Genomic DNA, 17,692 nt, shown 5'->3' with positions numbered 1-17,692 from the left:
CATGCATAATATAGTGGAAGCATTAGAACGTAGCTTATTCCGCCATCGCATGTGGGTGATAGTGGCCTTTGCTTTAGCCACAGTGGCCCTGGCTTTTCAGGCTACCAAGCTTAAGCTTGATGCGTCATTTAACAAAAATATCCCTCTTAATCACGAATATATGAAGGTGTACACCAAACACGAAAAACAATTTGGTGGCGCTAACAGTATTTTAATTTCGGTCTGCGATGCGGACGGCGACATCTTTAATGAAGAATTTTTTACTCAGCTAAAATCGGTGCACGATCAGCTTTACTTTATCCCAGGTGTTAATCGCCCACTGGTCAACTCCATATTCTCACCGAGCGCTCGCTTTGTTGAGGTGGTGGAAGATGGCTTTAGCGGTGGTCCGATTATTCCCGCTAATTTTCGCCCGGATGAGCGTGGTTTAGCACGGGTTAAAGAAAACATCGAAAAGGCCAAGGTAGTAGGGCGCATGGTAGCCTCAGACTATTCCTGTGCCATGGTCAGCGCTCAATTGATGGAATTTGACCCGCAAACAGGTGAAAAACTTGATACCTTGGCTATTGCCGAACAGCTTGAAAGCAAAATTCGTGATGATCTGAGTACCGACAAGGTCAGCATTCATATTATCGGCTTTGCCAAGATGGCCGGTGATATTGCCAATGGCGCTAAAGATGTGCTGCTGTTCTTTGCCATTGCCATAGTGATCACCTTCATTATGGTGTGGCTGTTCTGTAAGAGCTTTAAGCTTACCCTGTTGCCTATTGTCTGCTCCTTTATTGCCGTGGTTTGGCAGCTAGGCTTGCTCTCTAGCCTGGGCTTTGGTCTTGATCCCATGTCTATCTTGGTACCGTTTTTGGTATTTGCCATCGGTGTCAGTCATGGCGTGCAAATGATCAACGATATCGCCAAAAAAGTCCAACTGGGCAGCAGCGCTAAAAACGCTGCGGAATCGAGCTTTAAAGCCTTGATGATCCCAGGCGGTATCGCCTTGCTTTCGGACACGGTTGGCTTCTTGACCTTGCTGGCTATCGATATCGGCATTATCCGTGAGCTGGCGATAACGGCGAGCTTAGGTGTGGCGGTGATCATCTTCACCAACCTTGTCTTGCTACCCGTGATAGCGTCTTATTTAGATGTGAAGAAGTTACGTGTGCTTTCAGCGGATAACAGAAACAAGGACGGCTTGTTTAAGATCCGCGAGTTGCTGGTGTGCGCGACCGATAGAAAATATGCAGCCATCATCCTGGTGTGCACGGCCTTGCTGTTTGCTTTTGGTTTTTGGCAATCGCAAAAGATGCATATCGGCGACCTGCACGCCGGTGCACCAGCACTGCACGAGGACGCCCGCTATAACCAGGATACCTTCTTGATCTCCGACAGATACGAGATCTCGTCGGATATCCTTAAGGTAATAGTGGAGGCGTATCCGGCGGCCTGTACTGAGCACGATGTGATGGAACGTATTCGCCAATTCCAGTGGCGTATCGAAAACGTGCCTGGGGTGCAAAGCAGTGTCTCCCTTGCCAGTGTTGCGCAGGCAGTGAATGCCGGCTACAACGAAGGCAACTTGAAATGGCAAACCCTGCCACGTAATACTGCCTCACTAGTGCAGGCGTCATCGCGGGTGGAAACCAGCTCAGGCCTGCTTAATGGCGACTGCTCGGTGATGCCGGTGATCATCTTTATGGAAGACCATAAAGCACAAAGCATCGACCGTGTGGTTGATGCAGTGAAGGAAGTGGGCGCTGAGTTTGGTACCGAAAAGCTGCAATTCCGTCTCGCTTCTGGGCCTATAGGCGTAATGGCGGCGACCAATGAGTCGGTATCCGAAGCGCAAACGCCGATGATGCTGTATGTCTACGGCGCGGTTATTGCCTTGTGTCTGGTCAGCTTCCGCTCGCTGCGCGCAACCATTGCCGTGGTGTTGCCATTGTATATTGTCTCGACCTTGGCTCAGGCCTTGATGGTGGCCTTGGAAATCGGTCTGACGGTGTCAACCCTGCCGGTGATTGCTTTAGGTGTGGGGATAGGTGTCGATTACGGCATTTATATCCTATCCTCTAAGATGATTCAGCTGAACCAGGGGGTCAGCCTGAGCCAGGCTTATCGAAATGCCCTGGTTGAACGAGGCAGTGCGGTACTATTTACCGGTATCACTTTAGCGGTAGGTGTGAGTACCTGGATTTTCTCGGCACTGAAGTTTCAGGTCGATATGGGTATCTTGTTGACCTTTATGTTCCTGGTGAACATGATCGGTGCGCTGCTCATAATTCCAGCAATCAGCACCTTCTTGTGGTCTGACCAGAAAAAATAATGTGAATGTGTGTTAACAGAAATGGCCGGGAACGGCCATTTCTATCTATATTTTGTGAATAGTTAGCCAAGACGCTGAAATCATTGGTCTGATTTCAACGAAAAGGCTGTTTATTAGCTGTAAAAGCGTTAGAATTTAGCCCGACTCCACGCTATTCAGTCACCCGTTCACAAGGCGGTATAGATTAAGGAACACACAATGACACAAAATGACGGTCACGCTAGCGTTATTCTGAATAACGTCAGCAAGCTTATTAAGAGCAAAGTTAATCCAGACAAGGTGTCACTGGTCGACAAATTCGCCCAAGCGTTATATAGCAATATGTCGGCTGAAGACCTAGTACACAGAAATGACAGTGACCTCTACGGGGCCGCGCTTAGCCTTTGGAATTCGTTAGAAGGAAACCAGGGCGACGAAGCGGTGATCCGTGTAATTAACCCTGAAGTAGCAAAACACGGTTGGCAATCCTCTCACACCATCGTTGAAATCATCGCTAAAGACATGCCATTTTTGGTGGACTCGGTGCGCATGTCACTCAACCGTGCCAACATTGCATCACACCTGTTGCTACATACGCCGTTAAAAATCCAGCGCGATAACAATGGCGCGATTATCAATCTTTCGAACCTAAAAGCCGAGCAAGAGTCAAACTCGACTAAAACCGTGTTCTTTATTGAGATTGACCGTCAAACAGATGAAGCGGAAATCAGTGCTTTTAAAGCAGAGCTTGAGTCGGTACTTAATGATGTATCACTGGCAGTTGAAGACTGGCAGCCAATCCGCAGCAAGCTGTTGGAAGTGATCAAAGACTTGCCTAAGCGTCCGCACAATGTGGATGAGGTTGAGCTTAATGAAACCATTGAGTTTCTTGAGTGGTTGGCAAGCGACAACTTTACCTTCATGGGTTACCGTCAATACCAGCTTACGCCGGTAAAAGGCGACCACCAGTTGAAGGGCGTGGAAGGTACCAGCCTGGGTCTGATGAAGAACTCAGAAGAAGGCCAGATCCGCTTGTTATCAACCATGCCGGAAACTGCACGCAAAGAAGCGCGCAGTGACAACCTTTTAGTACTTACTAAAACCAACTCTGTTTCTCGCGTACACCGTCCGGCGCACACCGATTACATCGGTATCAAACGTTTCGATAAAGACGGTAACGTGGTGGGTGAGGATCGCTTTATTGGTTTGTTCTCATCGAGCTTCTATAACAACAGTGCCGCCGATGTGCCTGTGTTGAAGACAAAAATCCGCCGCGTCTTGGAAATGAGTGATTTCGCCGTGGGTACACATGCCTATAAAGCGGTGCTCAATATTCTTGAAACCTATCCTCGTGATGAGTTAGTACAAGCCCGCGAAAGCGAGCTGCTTGATGTTGCTATGGGCGTGTTGCATATCCAAGAGCGTGATATGTGTCGTCTATTCGTGCGTAAAGACACCTATGGTCGTTTCTTCTCTTGCATGGTGTATGTGCCGCGTGAGCGCTATAACACTGCGCTGCGCCGCGAAACCCAGCAAATCTTAGCTGAAGCCTTTGGCTCGACAGACAAAGTGGCCTTTACCACATACTTCTCAGAATCAAATCTTGCCCGTACCCACTACATAGTGCGTGTGCAAGAAGACAACGTAGATTACGACGTGAAAGAAATCGAAAACAATTTAGTAGAAGCTGCCCGCACATGGGAAGACAAACTACAATCGGCCTTACTGGCCAATAATGGCGAAGCCCGTGGTAACGAACTAAACCGCAAATACGCCAACGCTTTTGCCAGTGCCTATAAAGATCAGGTATTGCCAAGTGCCGCCGTGGTTGATATCGAAAAATTAGAGCTACTTGATGATGACAACAAGCTGGAAATGCTGTTCTACCGTCCACAAGAAGAAGTAAGCTCAAACATAGTTCGTCTGTCCTTGTTCCATAAAGACGAGCCAATTCACCTGTCAGACGTGATGCCGATGTTAGAGAACTTTGGTCTGCGCGTTATCGGCGAAACGCCGTACGCGGTGAAAACATCCGACGGCCAGGTAAACTGGATCATGGACTTCTCTATGTTGCTAAGCAGCAAAGAAGTGGCTGATTTTGACAAGGTATCGGCACGTTTCCAAAAAGCCCTGACCGATGTGTGGAACAACCGCCTGGAAGACGATGGCTTTAACCGCTTGGTCTTGGTTGGCGGCCTAACAGGTCGTGAAGCGTCAATCCTACGTGCCTACGCCAAATATATGCGTCAGATCGGTGTAACCTTCTCGCAAAGTTATATCGAAAGCACGTTTGCAAACTATCCGGACATTGCCACGCAGATCGTTAAACTATTTGCCAAAAAATTCTCGGTTAAAGCCCCTGGCACCGAAAAGGCGCTGGATAAGCTGGTTACGCAAATTTATGAAGCCCTTGAAAACGTAGCTAACCTAGACGATGACCGCATCATTCGTTTGTACGTTGATATGATCAAGGCGACGCTGCGTACTAACTACTACCAAAAAGCAGAAGACGGCCTGTTTAAGTCGTATATCTCATTTAAGATCAAGCCAAGCCTGATCCCGGATGTACCACTGCCGCTGCCTGCGTTTGAAATTTTCGTGTATTCACCGCGCGTAGAAGGTGTTCACCTACGCGGTGGTAAGGTAGCCCGTGGCGGTCTGCGTTGGTCAGATCGTCGTGAAGATTTCCGTACCGAAGTACTGGGTCTGGTTAAGGCACAGCAGGTTAAGAACACGGTTATCGTTCCGGTGGGTTCTAAAGGTGGTTTCGTTTGTAAGCAGCTACCTAGCGAGCGCGAAGCCTTCTTTACTGAAGGTCAAGAGTGCTACAAGATCTTCATCCGTGGCCTACTTGATATCACCGATAACATTGTTCATGGCGAAATCAAAGCTCCTGACAATGTAACCCGTCATGACGAAGACGACCCGTACCTGGTTGTAGCCGCCGATAAGGGCACCGCAACCTTCTCAGATATCGCTAACGGTATCGCTCAAGAGTACGGCTTTTGGTTAGGCGACGCCTTTGCCTCAGGTGGTTCTATCGGTTATGACCATAAGAAGATGGGTATTACCGCCAAGGGTGCTTGGGAGTCGGTTAAGCGTCACTTCCGTGAAATCGGTATTGACTGTCAGAACACTGATTTTACCGCAATAGCTATCGGTGACATGGCCGGTGACGTATTCGGTAACGGTATGTTGCTTTCTAAGCACACTCGCTTACAAGCGGCATTTAACCATATGCATATCTTTATCGACCCGAATCCGGACGCTGCCAAGTCTTGGGAAGAGCGCAAGCGCTTATTCGAGCTGCCGCGTTCAAGCTGGGAAGACTACAACAGCGAATTGATCTCTAAAGGCGGTGGTATCTTTAACCGTAGCGCCAAGTCAATCACTTTGACCCCTGAGATCAAGAAGATGATTGGCACCAAGAAAGCGGCCATGACACCAAACGAGCTGATCAAAGCACTACTGATGATGCCGGTAGACCTGTTATGGAACGGTGGTATCGGTACCTACATCAAGGCTAAGTCAGAAACCGACACCGACGTGGGTGACCGTGCCAATGACGCACTGCGTATTAACGGCGGCGAGCTGGGCGCCAAGATCTTTGGTGAAGGTGGTAACCTGGGTGCGACGCAACTGGGTCGTATCGAGTTTGCGGCCAAGGGTGGTCGTATCAACACCGACTTTATCGATAACGTAGGTGGTGTAGCCTGTTCGGATAACGAAGTTAACATCAAGATCTTGCTTAACTCATTAGTGAGTGAAGGCGACCTGACCAAGAAACAACGTGATGAATTGCTGTATGCGATGACGGATGAAGTATCTGAGTTGGTGCTGAAAGACTGTTACCGTCAAACACAGACCATTTCTGTGACGCAATCTAAAGGCACATCAACGCTTAAAGAGAAGATCCGCTTTATCCACGCCTTGGAAAAAGAAGGCAAGCTGGATCGCGTTATCGAATTCTTACCAAGCGATGAAGAGCTGGCTGAGCGCGCTGCGGCAGGTAAGGACCTGACTCGTCCAGAGCTATCTGTGTTAGTGTCTTACGCGAAAATGGTGCTTAAAGAGACGTTAGTAACGGACGAAGTATCGGAAAACCCATACTACCGTCAACTATTGGTGCAATCATTCCCTGTGCCGCTGCGCGAGCGCTTTAATGCCGCCATGGACAACCACCCGCTACGCAGCGAAATTATCGCGACCAAGTTGGCTAACAACATAGTCAACGACATGGGTCTGAACTTCATGGTGCGCATGCACGAAGAAACCGGAGCCTCGGACGCTGAAATCGCCTTGTGTTACAGTATTGCCCGCGAAATCTTCGCCTTGCCGGCTACCTGGAACGAGATCAGTGCGCTAGACAATCAGGTTGATGCAGAAGTACAGACGGAAATGTTGTATCAGCTGCGCCGTACCGTACGTCGTGCGACACGCTGGTTCTTACGCCATCGCAATAAAGCATTGACCATCGAGCAGAGCATTGAGCACTTTGCACCTTGCTTTAAAGATCTTACCGACAATCTGCACAGCTATATGGTGAGCGCAGAGAGCGAGCAGATCCGTAAAAACGCGACCGCCTTGGCCGGCAAGGGCGTACCAGCTCAACTGGCTATGCGTATCGTTTCACTTTCGAGCTTGTTCTCGGCAATGGACCTGGCGGAAGTGGCGACACAAAGCAAGCGTTCAACGGCTATCGTTTCAAGCACATACTTCAAGTTGGGTGCGCGTATGGGCCTACACTGGTTCCTAACGCAAATTACCAATCAGCCGGTACAAAACCACTGGCAAGCGCTAGCACGTGCATCGTACCGTGAAGAGCTGGATTGGCAGCAACGTACCCTAACGGATGTTGTACTGCGTAGCTTCGATGACAAGGAACAGGATGTTGATGCTCAGATCGACGCCTGGATGGAAGATCACGATGCCTTATTGCACCGCTGGCAGCAAATGCTAAGCGAATTCAAGACCTCACAAAGTCATGATTTTGCGAAGTTCTCTGTGGCATTGCGTGAATTGATGTTACTTGCACATAACTGTGATCAACGTAACTAAGCTCACTGTTAATAAGCAGTAAAACTCTGTAGAATACCCCAGCTTTTGGCTGGGGTATTTTTTTCTAGGGGGATCCATGTTTTACGAATTAGCACGCCGTTTTATGTTTACCAAGGACGCGGAATGGGCGCATGACTTTGCACTTAACAACCTGCGTCGCTTTGCTAACACGCCATTGTCCATGGCCTGGTCGCAAAATGTGGCCGATAAGCCAACCGAGTTTCTTGGTTTGGAATTTAAAAACCCGGTGGGTCTAGCCGCCGGTCTGGATAAAAATGCCGAATGCATCGACGCCTTTGCACAAATGGGCTTTGGCTTTATCGAGGTAGGGACGGTTACGCCGCGCCCGCAAGCGGGTAACGATAAACCACGTATCTTCCGTTTGCCGGAGCAGCATGCGGTGATCAATCGCATGGGTTTTAATAACAAGGGTGTTGATAACCTGGTTGCCAATGTAAAAGCATCCAACTACAGCGGTATTTTAGGGATCAATATTGGTAAGAACAAGGATACGCCAAACGAGCAGGGCAAGGACGACTACATCCATTGTATGCGTAAGGTGTTCGAGCACGCCTCCTATATTACGGTGAATATTTCTTCGCCAAACACCCCGGGTCTGCGTGACTTACAATACGGCGAAGCGCTGGACGATCTATTGTCGAGCTTGAAAAACGAGCAACTGGATCTTATCGCTAAGCACAATAAGCAGGTGCCTATGCTGGTGAAGGTGGCGCCGGATCTTGATCAGGTGCAGGTAGAGCAGGTCACTCACTCACTATTAAATAACAAGATTGACGGTGTGATCGCCACTAATACGACCTTAGACCGCACGGCCGTACAGGGCTTGCAGTATGCCGACGAAGCCGGTGGCTTGTCTGGTCGTCCTGTGCGCGCCAAATCGCTTGAAGTGATTAAGGAAATCAAGCGTATCTCTAATGGTCAATTGCCGATTATCGGTGTCGGCGGTATCGACAGTGCCGAGGCGGCTAAGGAGAAGCTCAATGCCGGCGCGGATTTGGTTCAGATCTATACCGGATTTATCTACGAAGGGCCGGCGTTAGTAAAACGGATCATTAGCGGCTTATAAGGATCCGCTATTGATACGAACGATCCCTCGTAAAATATTATTAGAATTTATTTTACAGGGGATCGCCAAGAGCTATAATCCAAAGTTATAAGCATTGATTTTATTGACTTTAATTAAGATTAAATCGAGGAAGGGATGTTACAGGCACAGCAAGAATGGCAATGGCAAGTATGCGACGAGCGCAATACACTGTTACTCGACATGGGTGACATGCAGTTTTGCACGCCGTACAAAAGCCGCCAGCTGATTGATGAAGCCTTTACCCAGCCAAAGTTTAATCTGCGAGATGCCGAGTTTTATCAGCAGGTGTGTCAGTACCTGAGTGGTTTCTCGCTGTGGAGCGATGCCCATATCTGTCAAATCGCCCTCAATGCCACCGCGGTGAAGCACTACCTTAAGCCCATGCTGGCAAAAAGCTGGTTTTTCGCCCCCTACAGTGGCGACCTAATTAATCATGAAGCCGTGGTGCAATTGACCTCTTCAAAGCAGAGTGGGCAATTCCTTATCGTCGACTGTGCTGAGCACGCCAGCGTGTGTTTATGCCTAGAGCCAACGTTCGACCTGGATGAAAACTTACAGTTGCAACAGTTTGCAGTGATCAAGGTGCTAAACGACCGTATCACACCGATTTTCTCAGCCCAGGGACAACAAAAAAGCGCCTAACGTAAAGGGGCTGTGATACAATCTCGGGGAATTTACGAGATAGGAAAGTCACCTTGCAATTTGTCGCTTCTACATCCATTGGCATCGAACAACTTCTACAACAAGAACTCACCGATCTAGGTGCTGAGGTTAATAAACAGCGGGTCGGAGCCGTCGAGTTCACCGCCGATAGTTTAACGGCGCAAAAGATTTGCTTGTGCACACGCTTGGCCACCCGAGTCATGCTGGTGTTGCAACAAGGAAGCGACATCGAAGATAAAACAGCCCTGTATAACTTTGCTCGTTTTCAGCCATGGCAGGAGTTTTTCGGTCCGGATCAATCGTTTGCGGTTGAATTCAGCGGCACCAACCGCCAGTTAAAAAACACTCAGTTCGGTGCCTTGGTGATCAAAGACGCCATTTGTGACTATTTCTATGACCTCTATGAGCGCCGTCCCAGCGTTAGCAAAGAAACGCCGGACGTACGCATGGTTGCCAAACTTAATCGCGATAAGCTCACCCTGTATATCGACTATTCAGGCCCGCGCCTGTCGCAGCGTGGTTATCGTAGTGCCCAGGGTAAGGCACCGTTAAAAGAACACCTGGCCGCCGCATTAGTAATGCGCAGCGGTTGGCTGGAAGACACCAGCAAGCCCTTATTCGATCCGACCTGTGGTTCGGGTACCTTGCTTATCGAAGCGGCGCTCATGGCGCAAAACAAAGCACCGGGCTTAAGCCGTCAAGGCTTTGCCTTCGAGCGCCTGCCAAGCTTCCGCCTCGCTAATTCAAAGAGCTTAAACAAAGCATAAAAGATCAAGTTAACGACGACGTAAAACCTTGGCTAATCGGTCGTGATATCAACCCTCAGGTGATTAAAAAGGCGCAAGAGAACGCCGTTAACGCCGGCGTTAGCGAATGCATCGACTTTGCCGTCGGCGATCTGGCCGATATGAAGGCTCCGGCTAAACGTCCTGGGGTGTTGTTGGCTAACCTGCCTTACGGCGAACGCCTGGGCTCAATGGCGGAGATAGTCGCTCTGTATCGCCAAATGGGTCACCAGTTAAAACAACACTTTTGCCACTGGCGTGCGGCGCTTTTGATCAGCGAGCCGGAAATGCTCAAGCTGTTCAAACTGGTTAAACACAAGCAATACAAGTTTAAAAACGGCCCACTCGATACCTTGTTGGCACTGTATGACATTACCGAGCAACAAACCCAGGGGCAAAGCGAGAGCAAAACACCCTTGCATTTTGAAGAGTCGGTGGCCTTTGCCAACCGCCTTAAGAAAAACCGTCAGGCCCTAAAGAAGTGGCTGAAAAGCGATGAGATCAGTGCCTATCGTCTCTACGATGCCGATATCCCGGAATACAATGTGGCCGTCGATGTTTATCAGCACAGCGCGGTAATTTATGAATACGCGGCGCCGAAAAATATTGACCCCAATGTCGCGCAAAAGCGTCTTCAGGATGTGCTTATGCTCACCTGTGAGACCTTAGACATTGCCCCTGCGCAGGTTGCTCTAAAGGAGCGCCGTAAACAAAAAGGCGACAGCCAGTATCAAACCCAGGGCTCCCAAGGGAAGACCCAGGTGATCAGTGAATATGGCGCTAAATTTGAGGTGAACCTATTTGATTACCTCGATACCGGCATCTTCCTCGATCATCGCCTTGCCCGTAAGCGGGTACGCGAACTCAGCCAGGGTAAACGTGTACTTAACTTGTTTGCCTATACCGGTACCGCATCGGTGCAGGCGGCGCTCGGTGGTGCCAAGTCGGTGACCACAGTAGATATGTCGAAAACCTATTTACAGTGGGCACAGCGCAACTTTGCCCTCAATAATTTGAAAAGCCCGCGCTACCGTTTTGAACAGGGCGACTGTATCGAATGGCTAAAGCGCACCCGAGGCGAGTACGACCTGATCTTCTTAGACCCGCCCACCTTCTCTAACTCAAAACGCATGCGCGATAGTTTTGATGTTCAGCGAGACCATGTGACGCTGATCAAGGATGCGGCTAAGCTGCTTGCCAAGCAGGGCACCTTGCTATTTTCAAATAATAAGCGCGGCTTTAAGATGGATGTCGATGCCTTGGCGTTGCAAGGTTTAGTATGTGAAAACATCACTGAGCAGACTCAGTCGCCTGATTTTGCACGTAATAAACATATTCACAATGCCTGGGTGATCCGCCATGGCTAAGGTGGTGTTGTATCATACCGATGGCTGCCACCTGTGCGAGCAGGCGCAGGCCTTATTACAACAGCACCCGGATGTCGACGTCATAGAGCTGCGCGATATTATCGATCAGCCACAATGGCTTGAAGCGTATCAGGTACGCATCCCGGTGCTGGCTTTGGCACATGAACCACAGGCCGAGCTGGGGTGGCCTTTCGACCAGCAGGCAATCAGCGAATTGATTAAGCAGTATGGATCTAATTAGAATAACAAACGGGCAACTAGCCTATGGTACACATCCTTTACTCGACGGCGCCAACGCCGTTATCGAGCAAGGCGAGCGAGTATGTGTGGTGGGCCGCAATGGCGCCGGTAAGTCAACATTTTTAAAGGTGCTTAGCGGTGATGTATTGCTTGATGATGGTGATATTAACCAGGTAGGCGAGCTTAAAATTGCCCGCTTAGAGCAAGATCCCCCTCGTGACAGCGACGGTACCGTATTCGATTACGTCGCCGATGGATTGCCTGCCTTAGCGCGTTTGCTTAAGGAATTTCACAATCTCAACGCCGCCTTAGCAGACGACGCCGAGGATGAAAAAGCGTTGGCGCGTTTAGCTAGCATTTCCGCAGAAATCGAGGCCAAAGATGGCTGGCGTTTTGAGTCCAAAATTAAGCTGGTACTGGGGCAATTGCAACTGGAAGCCGATGCCATGCTTGCTACCTTATCCGGCGGTTGGCTGCGTAAGGTTGCACTGGCCAAGGCTCTTGTAGGTGAGCCAGACTTATTGCTGCTTGATGAGCCCACCAACCATCTGGATGTGGCCTCGGTGCAGTGGTTAGAGCAGTTTTTAAAAGAATTTAAGGGCGCCATCGTCTTTATTTCCCACGACCGTGCTTTTATACGTGCCTTGGCAACCCGTATTCTTGATTTAGACCGAGGTCTACTGGTCTCTTACCCAGGCGACTATGCCACCTACTTAGAGCGAAAGGCTCATGATTTAAAGGTGGAAGAGCAGCAAAACGCCGAGTTTGATAAAAAGCTCGCCGAAGAAGAAGCCTGGATACGCCAGGGCATTAAAGCCCGTCGTACCCGTAATGAGGGGCGAGTCAGGGCACTAAAATCATTGCGCCAAGAGCGCAAACAGCGTATCGAGCAAGTGGGTAAGGTGGACTTAAACATCGAAACCGCGACCCGCTCCGGTAAACTGGTGGCCGAGGCTCAGCACCTTTGCCACGCCTTTGGCGATAAGGTGATTGTAGATGATTTCTCGACCTTACTAATGCGTGGTGACCGAGTCGGTTTAGTCGGGCCCAATGGTGTTGGTAAAACGACCTTGTTAAAACTATTATTCGGTCAGTTACAACCCAATAGCGGTAAGCTTAAGCAGGGGGTAAACCTCGAAATTGCTTATTTCGATCAGTATCGCGCCAAGCTTGATGAAGAAGCCAGTGTCCAAGACAACGTGGCCGATGGGAAGCAAGAGGTGCAGATTGGTGGTCGCAGCCGCCATGTGCTGGGCTATTTACAAGACTTTTTATTTCCGCCTAAACGGGCTCGAACCCCGGTTAAGGCGCTTTCCGGCGGTGAGAAAAACCGCTTGTTGTTAGCCAAAATCTTCTTAAAGCCTTCTAATGTATTGGTACTCGATGAACCGACCAATGACCTCGATATTGAGACACTTGAATTATTGGAAGAAATCGTAAACCAGTATCAAGGCACCGTATTGATCGTCAGTCACGACCGGGAGTTTATCGATAACACCTGCTCCAGTGTCTGGGGTTTCGATGGCAATGGTAAAATTACCGAGGTCGTCGGTGGTTACAGCGATTACGAAGCGTACAGACAGCAGGTGACAGCGGCACAAGAAGCAGAGAAAAAACAAGCTCAGAAAGCCGCCGTTGAGGCGCCCAAGGCGGTTAAACAAAAATCAGCCAATAAACTCTCGTACAAGCACAAACGCGAGTTAGAACAATTGCCTAATCAGGTAGAAGAACTCGAAGAAGCTATTGACAGCTTGCAGCAAGAGGTCAATAGTAGTGACTTTTTTAAGCAAGACAATGAAATAACTACTGCCAAATTGAACCTATTGGCAGAGCTTGAGTCGAAGCTTGAAGCTGCGTTCGCCCGTTGGGAAGAACTCGAAGAATTACAAAATCAGTAGTAGGGAAGAAGATGAAAAAATCCTTAGTTGCATTGAGCATAGTTGCCGGCCTCAGTGCCAGCGCGCAAGCCGCGGTATATCAACTAGAAGAACTCAGTACCTTGGCGAGTGCAAAACACCACTACATTGTTGATGCCAATAATAACGGCGAAGTTATCGGCCAGGCCCGTGGTCTTTATAATCTCCCCATCGACGTTAGTTATATTGATTTTACCGAGAGCGCGATTACGCGCGCCTATGACAACTGGGAAAAACGTGAATTCGATGCTATTGACAAGGAAATTACTTTTACCCTGGATGATATCGCTGCGGGTGATTTAAACGCCGATGCCTTAACTTTTATGCTGAACTTTTTGGCAAATGCCAATGGCGATGAGAATTGGCAGAAGCTTGCCGATGTGGTTGCGGTAAATTTTACTCCGAGCCCGGCGGTTGAGCAGGTATTACTGGATCAGCCTTCTACTGATTACGATGGCTATACCCGCAGTGTTAGTAATTTATATAATGCTATTAGCGAAGATGGTGTGCGTGTCGGCAGTGGCTCGGCACCTTATGAAAAAATCGAGTTTACGCCTCAGGGTGAAGACGAGCCGGAAACCTTCTTTGTTCGAGATTATCGCTCGCGTGGTGTGGTAGTTTCACCTAGTGGCGAAGTACGCACGTTACAACCCATCTCGGACCTTTACGGTGGCACCAGTACGGCTTCCGACATAGTGCAACGCCCGGATGGGGGTTACTATGTGGTTGGTAGTTCTTCTATCGGTGTCCCCGCTGATCGCCAGGAAGACTACGATGATCGTTGCGATGGTGAAGACGAGCCCATTGCCGTGTGTGTATGGCGTCTGGAGAATGTAGCGTCAGGTAACACTCTTAATGGTATGTATGACCGCAGAGCAGTAATTTGGACGCTGGATGCCGATTTGAACACGGTTGAAACCAAGGAGCTTGGCCTCGGCTTGGTACCTAAAGAAGATGATGACAATGCGTTTGTTTCTATGGCCTTAGCGGTAAATAGCCAAGGTATTGCCGTCGGTTATTCTCATGTACGAAAATACGATAATGAAGATAGAATTAGTACCTTACCGGTATTGTTTAAAGATGGTGAGGTAATAGAGCTATTAGATCAGAAAGATGATTGGTTCGACGGTAAAGCAGTAGCCATCAATGACGAAGGGATCATTACCGGGTTTGGTTCTAAACGCATTGAAGGGCGTGCCACGACCAAGTTCTTCTACCATGATATCAATACGGGTCAAACGGTGTTCCCAAGTGATTACTTTGTTAGCTCCAGCTCGGTAGCCCGTGCCATCAATGCCAATGGCGTGATTATAGGGGAAGGTGAAGTTGATGTTGTGAACTCAACCAGTCGTCGTCGTGAAGGCTTTATCTATAGTGTGGGTGATGACAAGATTGCCAATATCAATGACCTATTGCCTTGTTATGATATCGATGGCGAAAGTAACTACCCTTATAACTTTGCTGAAGCCACCGCCATCGATGATGACGGCATCATCTACGGTGTTGCCACTAAAACCAAAGAAAAGCTGAATGCTCGTGGTGAAGTCGAAGTGGATGATTCGGGTAAGGTACTGTATGAAAGTGTGGCCACGCCGGTGAAACTAAGCCCGATTGCCGGTGGCGAAATTGAAGAATGTCCGCCGGAAGCGGCTGATACCTATGAGCGCCAAAGCGGCTCGCTCGGCTGGTTGGCCCTATTGACTCTACCTTTATTGGCACTGAGACGCCGCTTCAAGTAATCAGCATCATAAATAAAAAGGCCCTGTTTCGACAGGGCCTTTTTGTTGTTACGCTTATACCATCCGCTTTTAACGGTGGTGAGCCTAGTTAGAAGTAGGCTCTGATCCCTAGGCGGAAGTTGCGCCCGGGTAAAGGGGCCTCATCCTTGATAAAGGACGTATGCACAAAGCCGAGCTCATCTCCGAGGTTTTGTGCTTGTAAATAGGCCACACCATCGAACTGGCCAAGGCTAAAGTTATAGTTCACCTTAAAGTCGACCAAGGTGTAAGCATCGGTTTCAGTTTCGAACGCACTGATGTCGTTTTGTTTCAGGTAATGTGTAGCTACCAGAGCGAAGTCCCAATCCTCAAATTGATAACTTAACTGGGAGCCGATTTTTGCCGCCGGGATACGTGGCAGGTGGTCGCCATCTTTGAGTTTGGCTGTAACCGAGTCGGCAAAACCCTTGATTTGCCAGTTTGCCGATAAGGCATAGTGGGCATCGAATTCAAAACCATATAGCTCGGCATCACCACTGCGATACTGATACACGGCAAGGGCATCGTCATCGGCGAGAGCTGCGTCGATAAATCCACCGTCATGGTCGAACACTAGCCCAGTATTTTCCTGATAATAGAAATTGTCTACATCGTTGTAGAATGCGCTGAAGTTAAAACCAAAGTCGCCAACAAACTTACGCCAGCTAAAATCGATATTGGTCGCGGTTTCTTGGGCGATATCATCGCCTTTAAAATGGGCTTCGCCATCTTCAATGTGATAGGCCAGACCCAGCTCATAGGTGCCGGTCGCAATATGGGTGCCGTTGGCAAGGAGCTCACCGGTTAAAGGTGCCCGCTCTGAACGCGATAGGCTTAATGCCAGAGCGTAACCATCCTGGTAATTCCAAATACCACCAAGTGACAGGCTTAAGTTGGTGTCGCTGTACTCATAGGTGGTCGTTGACTCTTCATGGCCCACTTCTTCTTCATGGTCGTGATGGCCGGCTTCGTCACTTATCTCACTGTCTAACTGATAATCTTCGATACGCGCACCCAATTCCAGAGTCCAGCGTGCAAATTCGCGCTCTTCCAATAGATATAGGGCGTGCACCTTGGTTTTTGTTGCTGGAGTGAAAGCTTCTTCACCATCGGCGCGATAATCGGAATCACTGTAATGATAGCCAAGGGTACCATGCCACAGACCAAGGCGATGTTTGGCATTTAGTCGTGCTTCACGGCTGGTATTGCTAAAAAGTGTGCCTACATCTGCGCCTTCGATTTCGCCATGCTCATAATCGCTGTATCCGGCACGAAGGGTCAGGGCTTCAACAAAGCTGTCATGGAAGGAATAGCTAGCCAGGGCCTGCCAACGATCTTGCTGCATGCGGGCAAATACTCTTTCTTCGCCTTCATGCTCCCCTTCATCATGGCCATCAAGCTCACCTTCATGGGCGTGCTCGTCTTCGTGGCCGTGATCATGGGCATGGGCGGGAACACCGTAGTCACTCTCTATGGTCCCGTAGGAAAGGCCTAGGGTCCAGTGCTCGCTGACATAGCTGCTACCGATATTAACGGTGGCGCTGTCGATAAAGGTGTTGGCAACCGTGTCATGGCGCTCTAGTTCGCCATCTTCTTCAAGGGTGAAGGTTGGCGTCTCGTAGTCATGGCCAACGCGATCGCTGCCATCGACATGGAAATTAAAGCCATCATAACCTGAGGTGAATTTACCGGCATAGGTGTTGGTGTTGGAAACCGTGTCATGGCTGTATTCTGCCGCACCTTGATAGCCGTTGATGCGATCCGTAGGAATGCGGTTATCGACCACATTGACCACACCACCGATGGCACCTGAACCATACAGTAGAGTGGCCGGGCCTCGTAATACCTCGATCTGTTCGGCCACGATGGACTCGGTGGCCACTGCATGATCCGGTCCGACCCGAGAAGCATCACCACTGTCCAGGCCGTTTTGAGTGATTTTAACTCGTGGGCCGTCTAAGCCTCGGATCACAGGGCTGGATGACACAGGGCCAAAATAGCTGGCATTAATGCCCGGCAAGCCTTTGAGTGTTTCGCCTAAGGTCGGTTGTGCGCGATCGCGCAGTTCATCGCCGCTGAGCACGGAAACAGGCGACACCATGTCGAGGTTGTTTTTGTCTAAACCGGATGCGTAGATCACCACGGTTTCAATCGCAGCAGCACTGAGCATGATATCCAGTTGCTGCGTATCGCTGCTAACGTCCAGGTGTTTATCTATGTAGTTTTCTTTGCTGAAATGTAATTGTCCGGCTTGGTCTAACTCGATGGTGAAACGGCCTTGCAGGTCGCTGCGTACACTATGTTGCTTACCATGGTAGTGAATGACCACGTCACTTAAGGGTTGCTGTTGCTCGTCGATGATGCGGCCAGAAACAGTGCCAGCGAAGGCATTCGCCGAGCCTAGTAGGGCGGCGATGGCACAGGATAATGCGGCTGGTTTAAACATAATTAAAATCCGTTAACTAACAATGGTGATACTATAACATTATAAAATAATGC

The 17,692-nt window shown here is 49.3% G+C and carries 8 protein-coding genes and 1 pseudogene; 8 read left to right on the top strand and 1 reads right to left on the bottom strand.

Annotated elements, in window-relative coordinates:
- Position 1: 1 nt before the first annotated feature.
- From C2M29_RS11080 to C2M29_RS11045, 8 genes and pseudogenes are all read left to right on the top strand, one after another.
- On the top strand, positions 2–2,320 hold the full coding sequence (locus C2M29_RS11080; RefSeq protein ID WP_105189833.1) for an efflux RND transporter permease subunit: 2,319 nt from the start codon (positions 2–4) through the stop codon (positions 2,318–2,320).
- Positions 2,321–2,518: 198 nt separating this feature from the next.
- Positions 2,519–7,357, top strand: a complete 4,839-nt coding sequence (locus C2M29_RS11075) for an NAD-glutamate dehydrogenase (protein ID WP_105189832.1) — start codon at positions 2,519–2,521, stop codon at positions 7,355–7,357.
- A 76-nt stretch (positions 7,358–7,433) separates the two neighbouring features.
- Positions 7,434–8,444 (top strand): quinone-dependent dihydroorotate dehydrogenase, encoded by a 1,011-nt coding sequence (pyrD, locus tag C2M29_RS11070; protein ID WP_105189831.1) that lies wholly within the window; start codon positions 7,434–7,436, stop codon positions 8,442–8,444.
- Positions 8,445–8,579: 135 nt separating this feature from the next.
- Positions 8,580–9,107: a cell division protein ZapC domain-containing protein gene (locus tag C2M29_RS11065; RefSeq protein ID WP_105189830.1), complete on the top strand. Its 528-nt coding sequence runs from the start codon at positions 8,580–8,582 to the stop codon at positions 9,105–9,107.
- 53 nt (positions 9,108–9,160) lie between these two features.
- A pseudogene (rlmKL, locus tag C2M29_RS11060) lies at positions 9,161–11,280 on the top strand (bifunctional 23S rRNA (guanine(2069)-N(7))-methyltransferase RlmK/23S rRNA (guanine(2445)-N(2))-methyltransferase RlmL).
- Entirely contained in the window at positions 11,273–11,521 is a 249-nt protein-coding gene (locus C2M29_RS11055; protein WP_105189829.1) for a glutaredoxin family protein, read from the top strand. The pseudogene rlmKL and the gene C2M29_RS11055 overlap by 8 nt, the downstream one beginning before the upstream one ends.
- Positions 11,508–13,418, top strand: a complete 1,911-nt coding sequence (gene uup, locus C2M29_RS11050) for an ATP-binding cassette ATPase Uup (RefSeq protein ID WP_105189828.1) — start codon at positions 11,508–11,510, stop codon at positions 13,416–13,418. Before C2M29_RS11055 ends, uup begins: the two co-directional genes overlap by 14 nt.
- Before the next feature lie 11 nt (positions 13,419–13,429).
- The gene (locus tag C2M29_RS11045; protein WP_105189827.1) at positions 13,430–15,175 is read left to right on the top strand and encodes a DUF3466 family protein; all 1,746 of its coding nucleotides are present in this window, start codon (positions 13,430–13,432) and stop codon (positions 15,173–15,175) included.
- 88 nt (positions 15,176–15,263) lie between these two features.
- On the opposite strand, the gene C2M29_RS11040 is transcribed toward C2M29_RS11045, so the two are convergent.
- The gene (locus C2M29_RS11040; RefSeq protein ID WP_105189826.1) at positions 15,264–17,639 is read right to left on the bottom strand and encodes a TonB-dependent receptor; all 2,376 of its coding nucleotides are present in this window, start codon (positions 17,637–17,639) and stop codon (positions 15,264–15,266) included.
- Positions 17,640–17,692: the final 53 nt, after the last annotated feature.

The organism is Pseudoalteromonas sp. T1lg48 (assembly GCF_002964785.1).
In the GTDB taxonomy this organism is placed as follows: Bacteria; Pseudomonadota; Gammaproteobacteria; order Enterobacterales; family Alteromonadaceae; genus Pseudoalteromonas.
The sequence above is the reverse complement of the archived record's forward strand: the minus strand, read 5'-3'. Positions and strand labels throughout refer to the sequence as shown.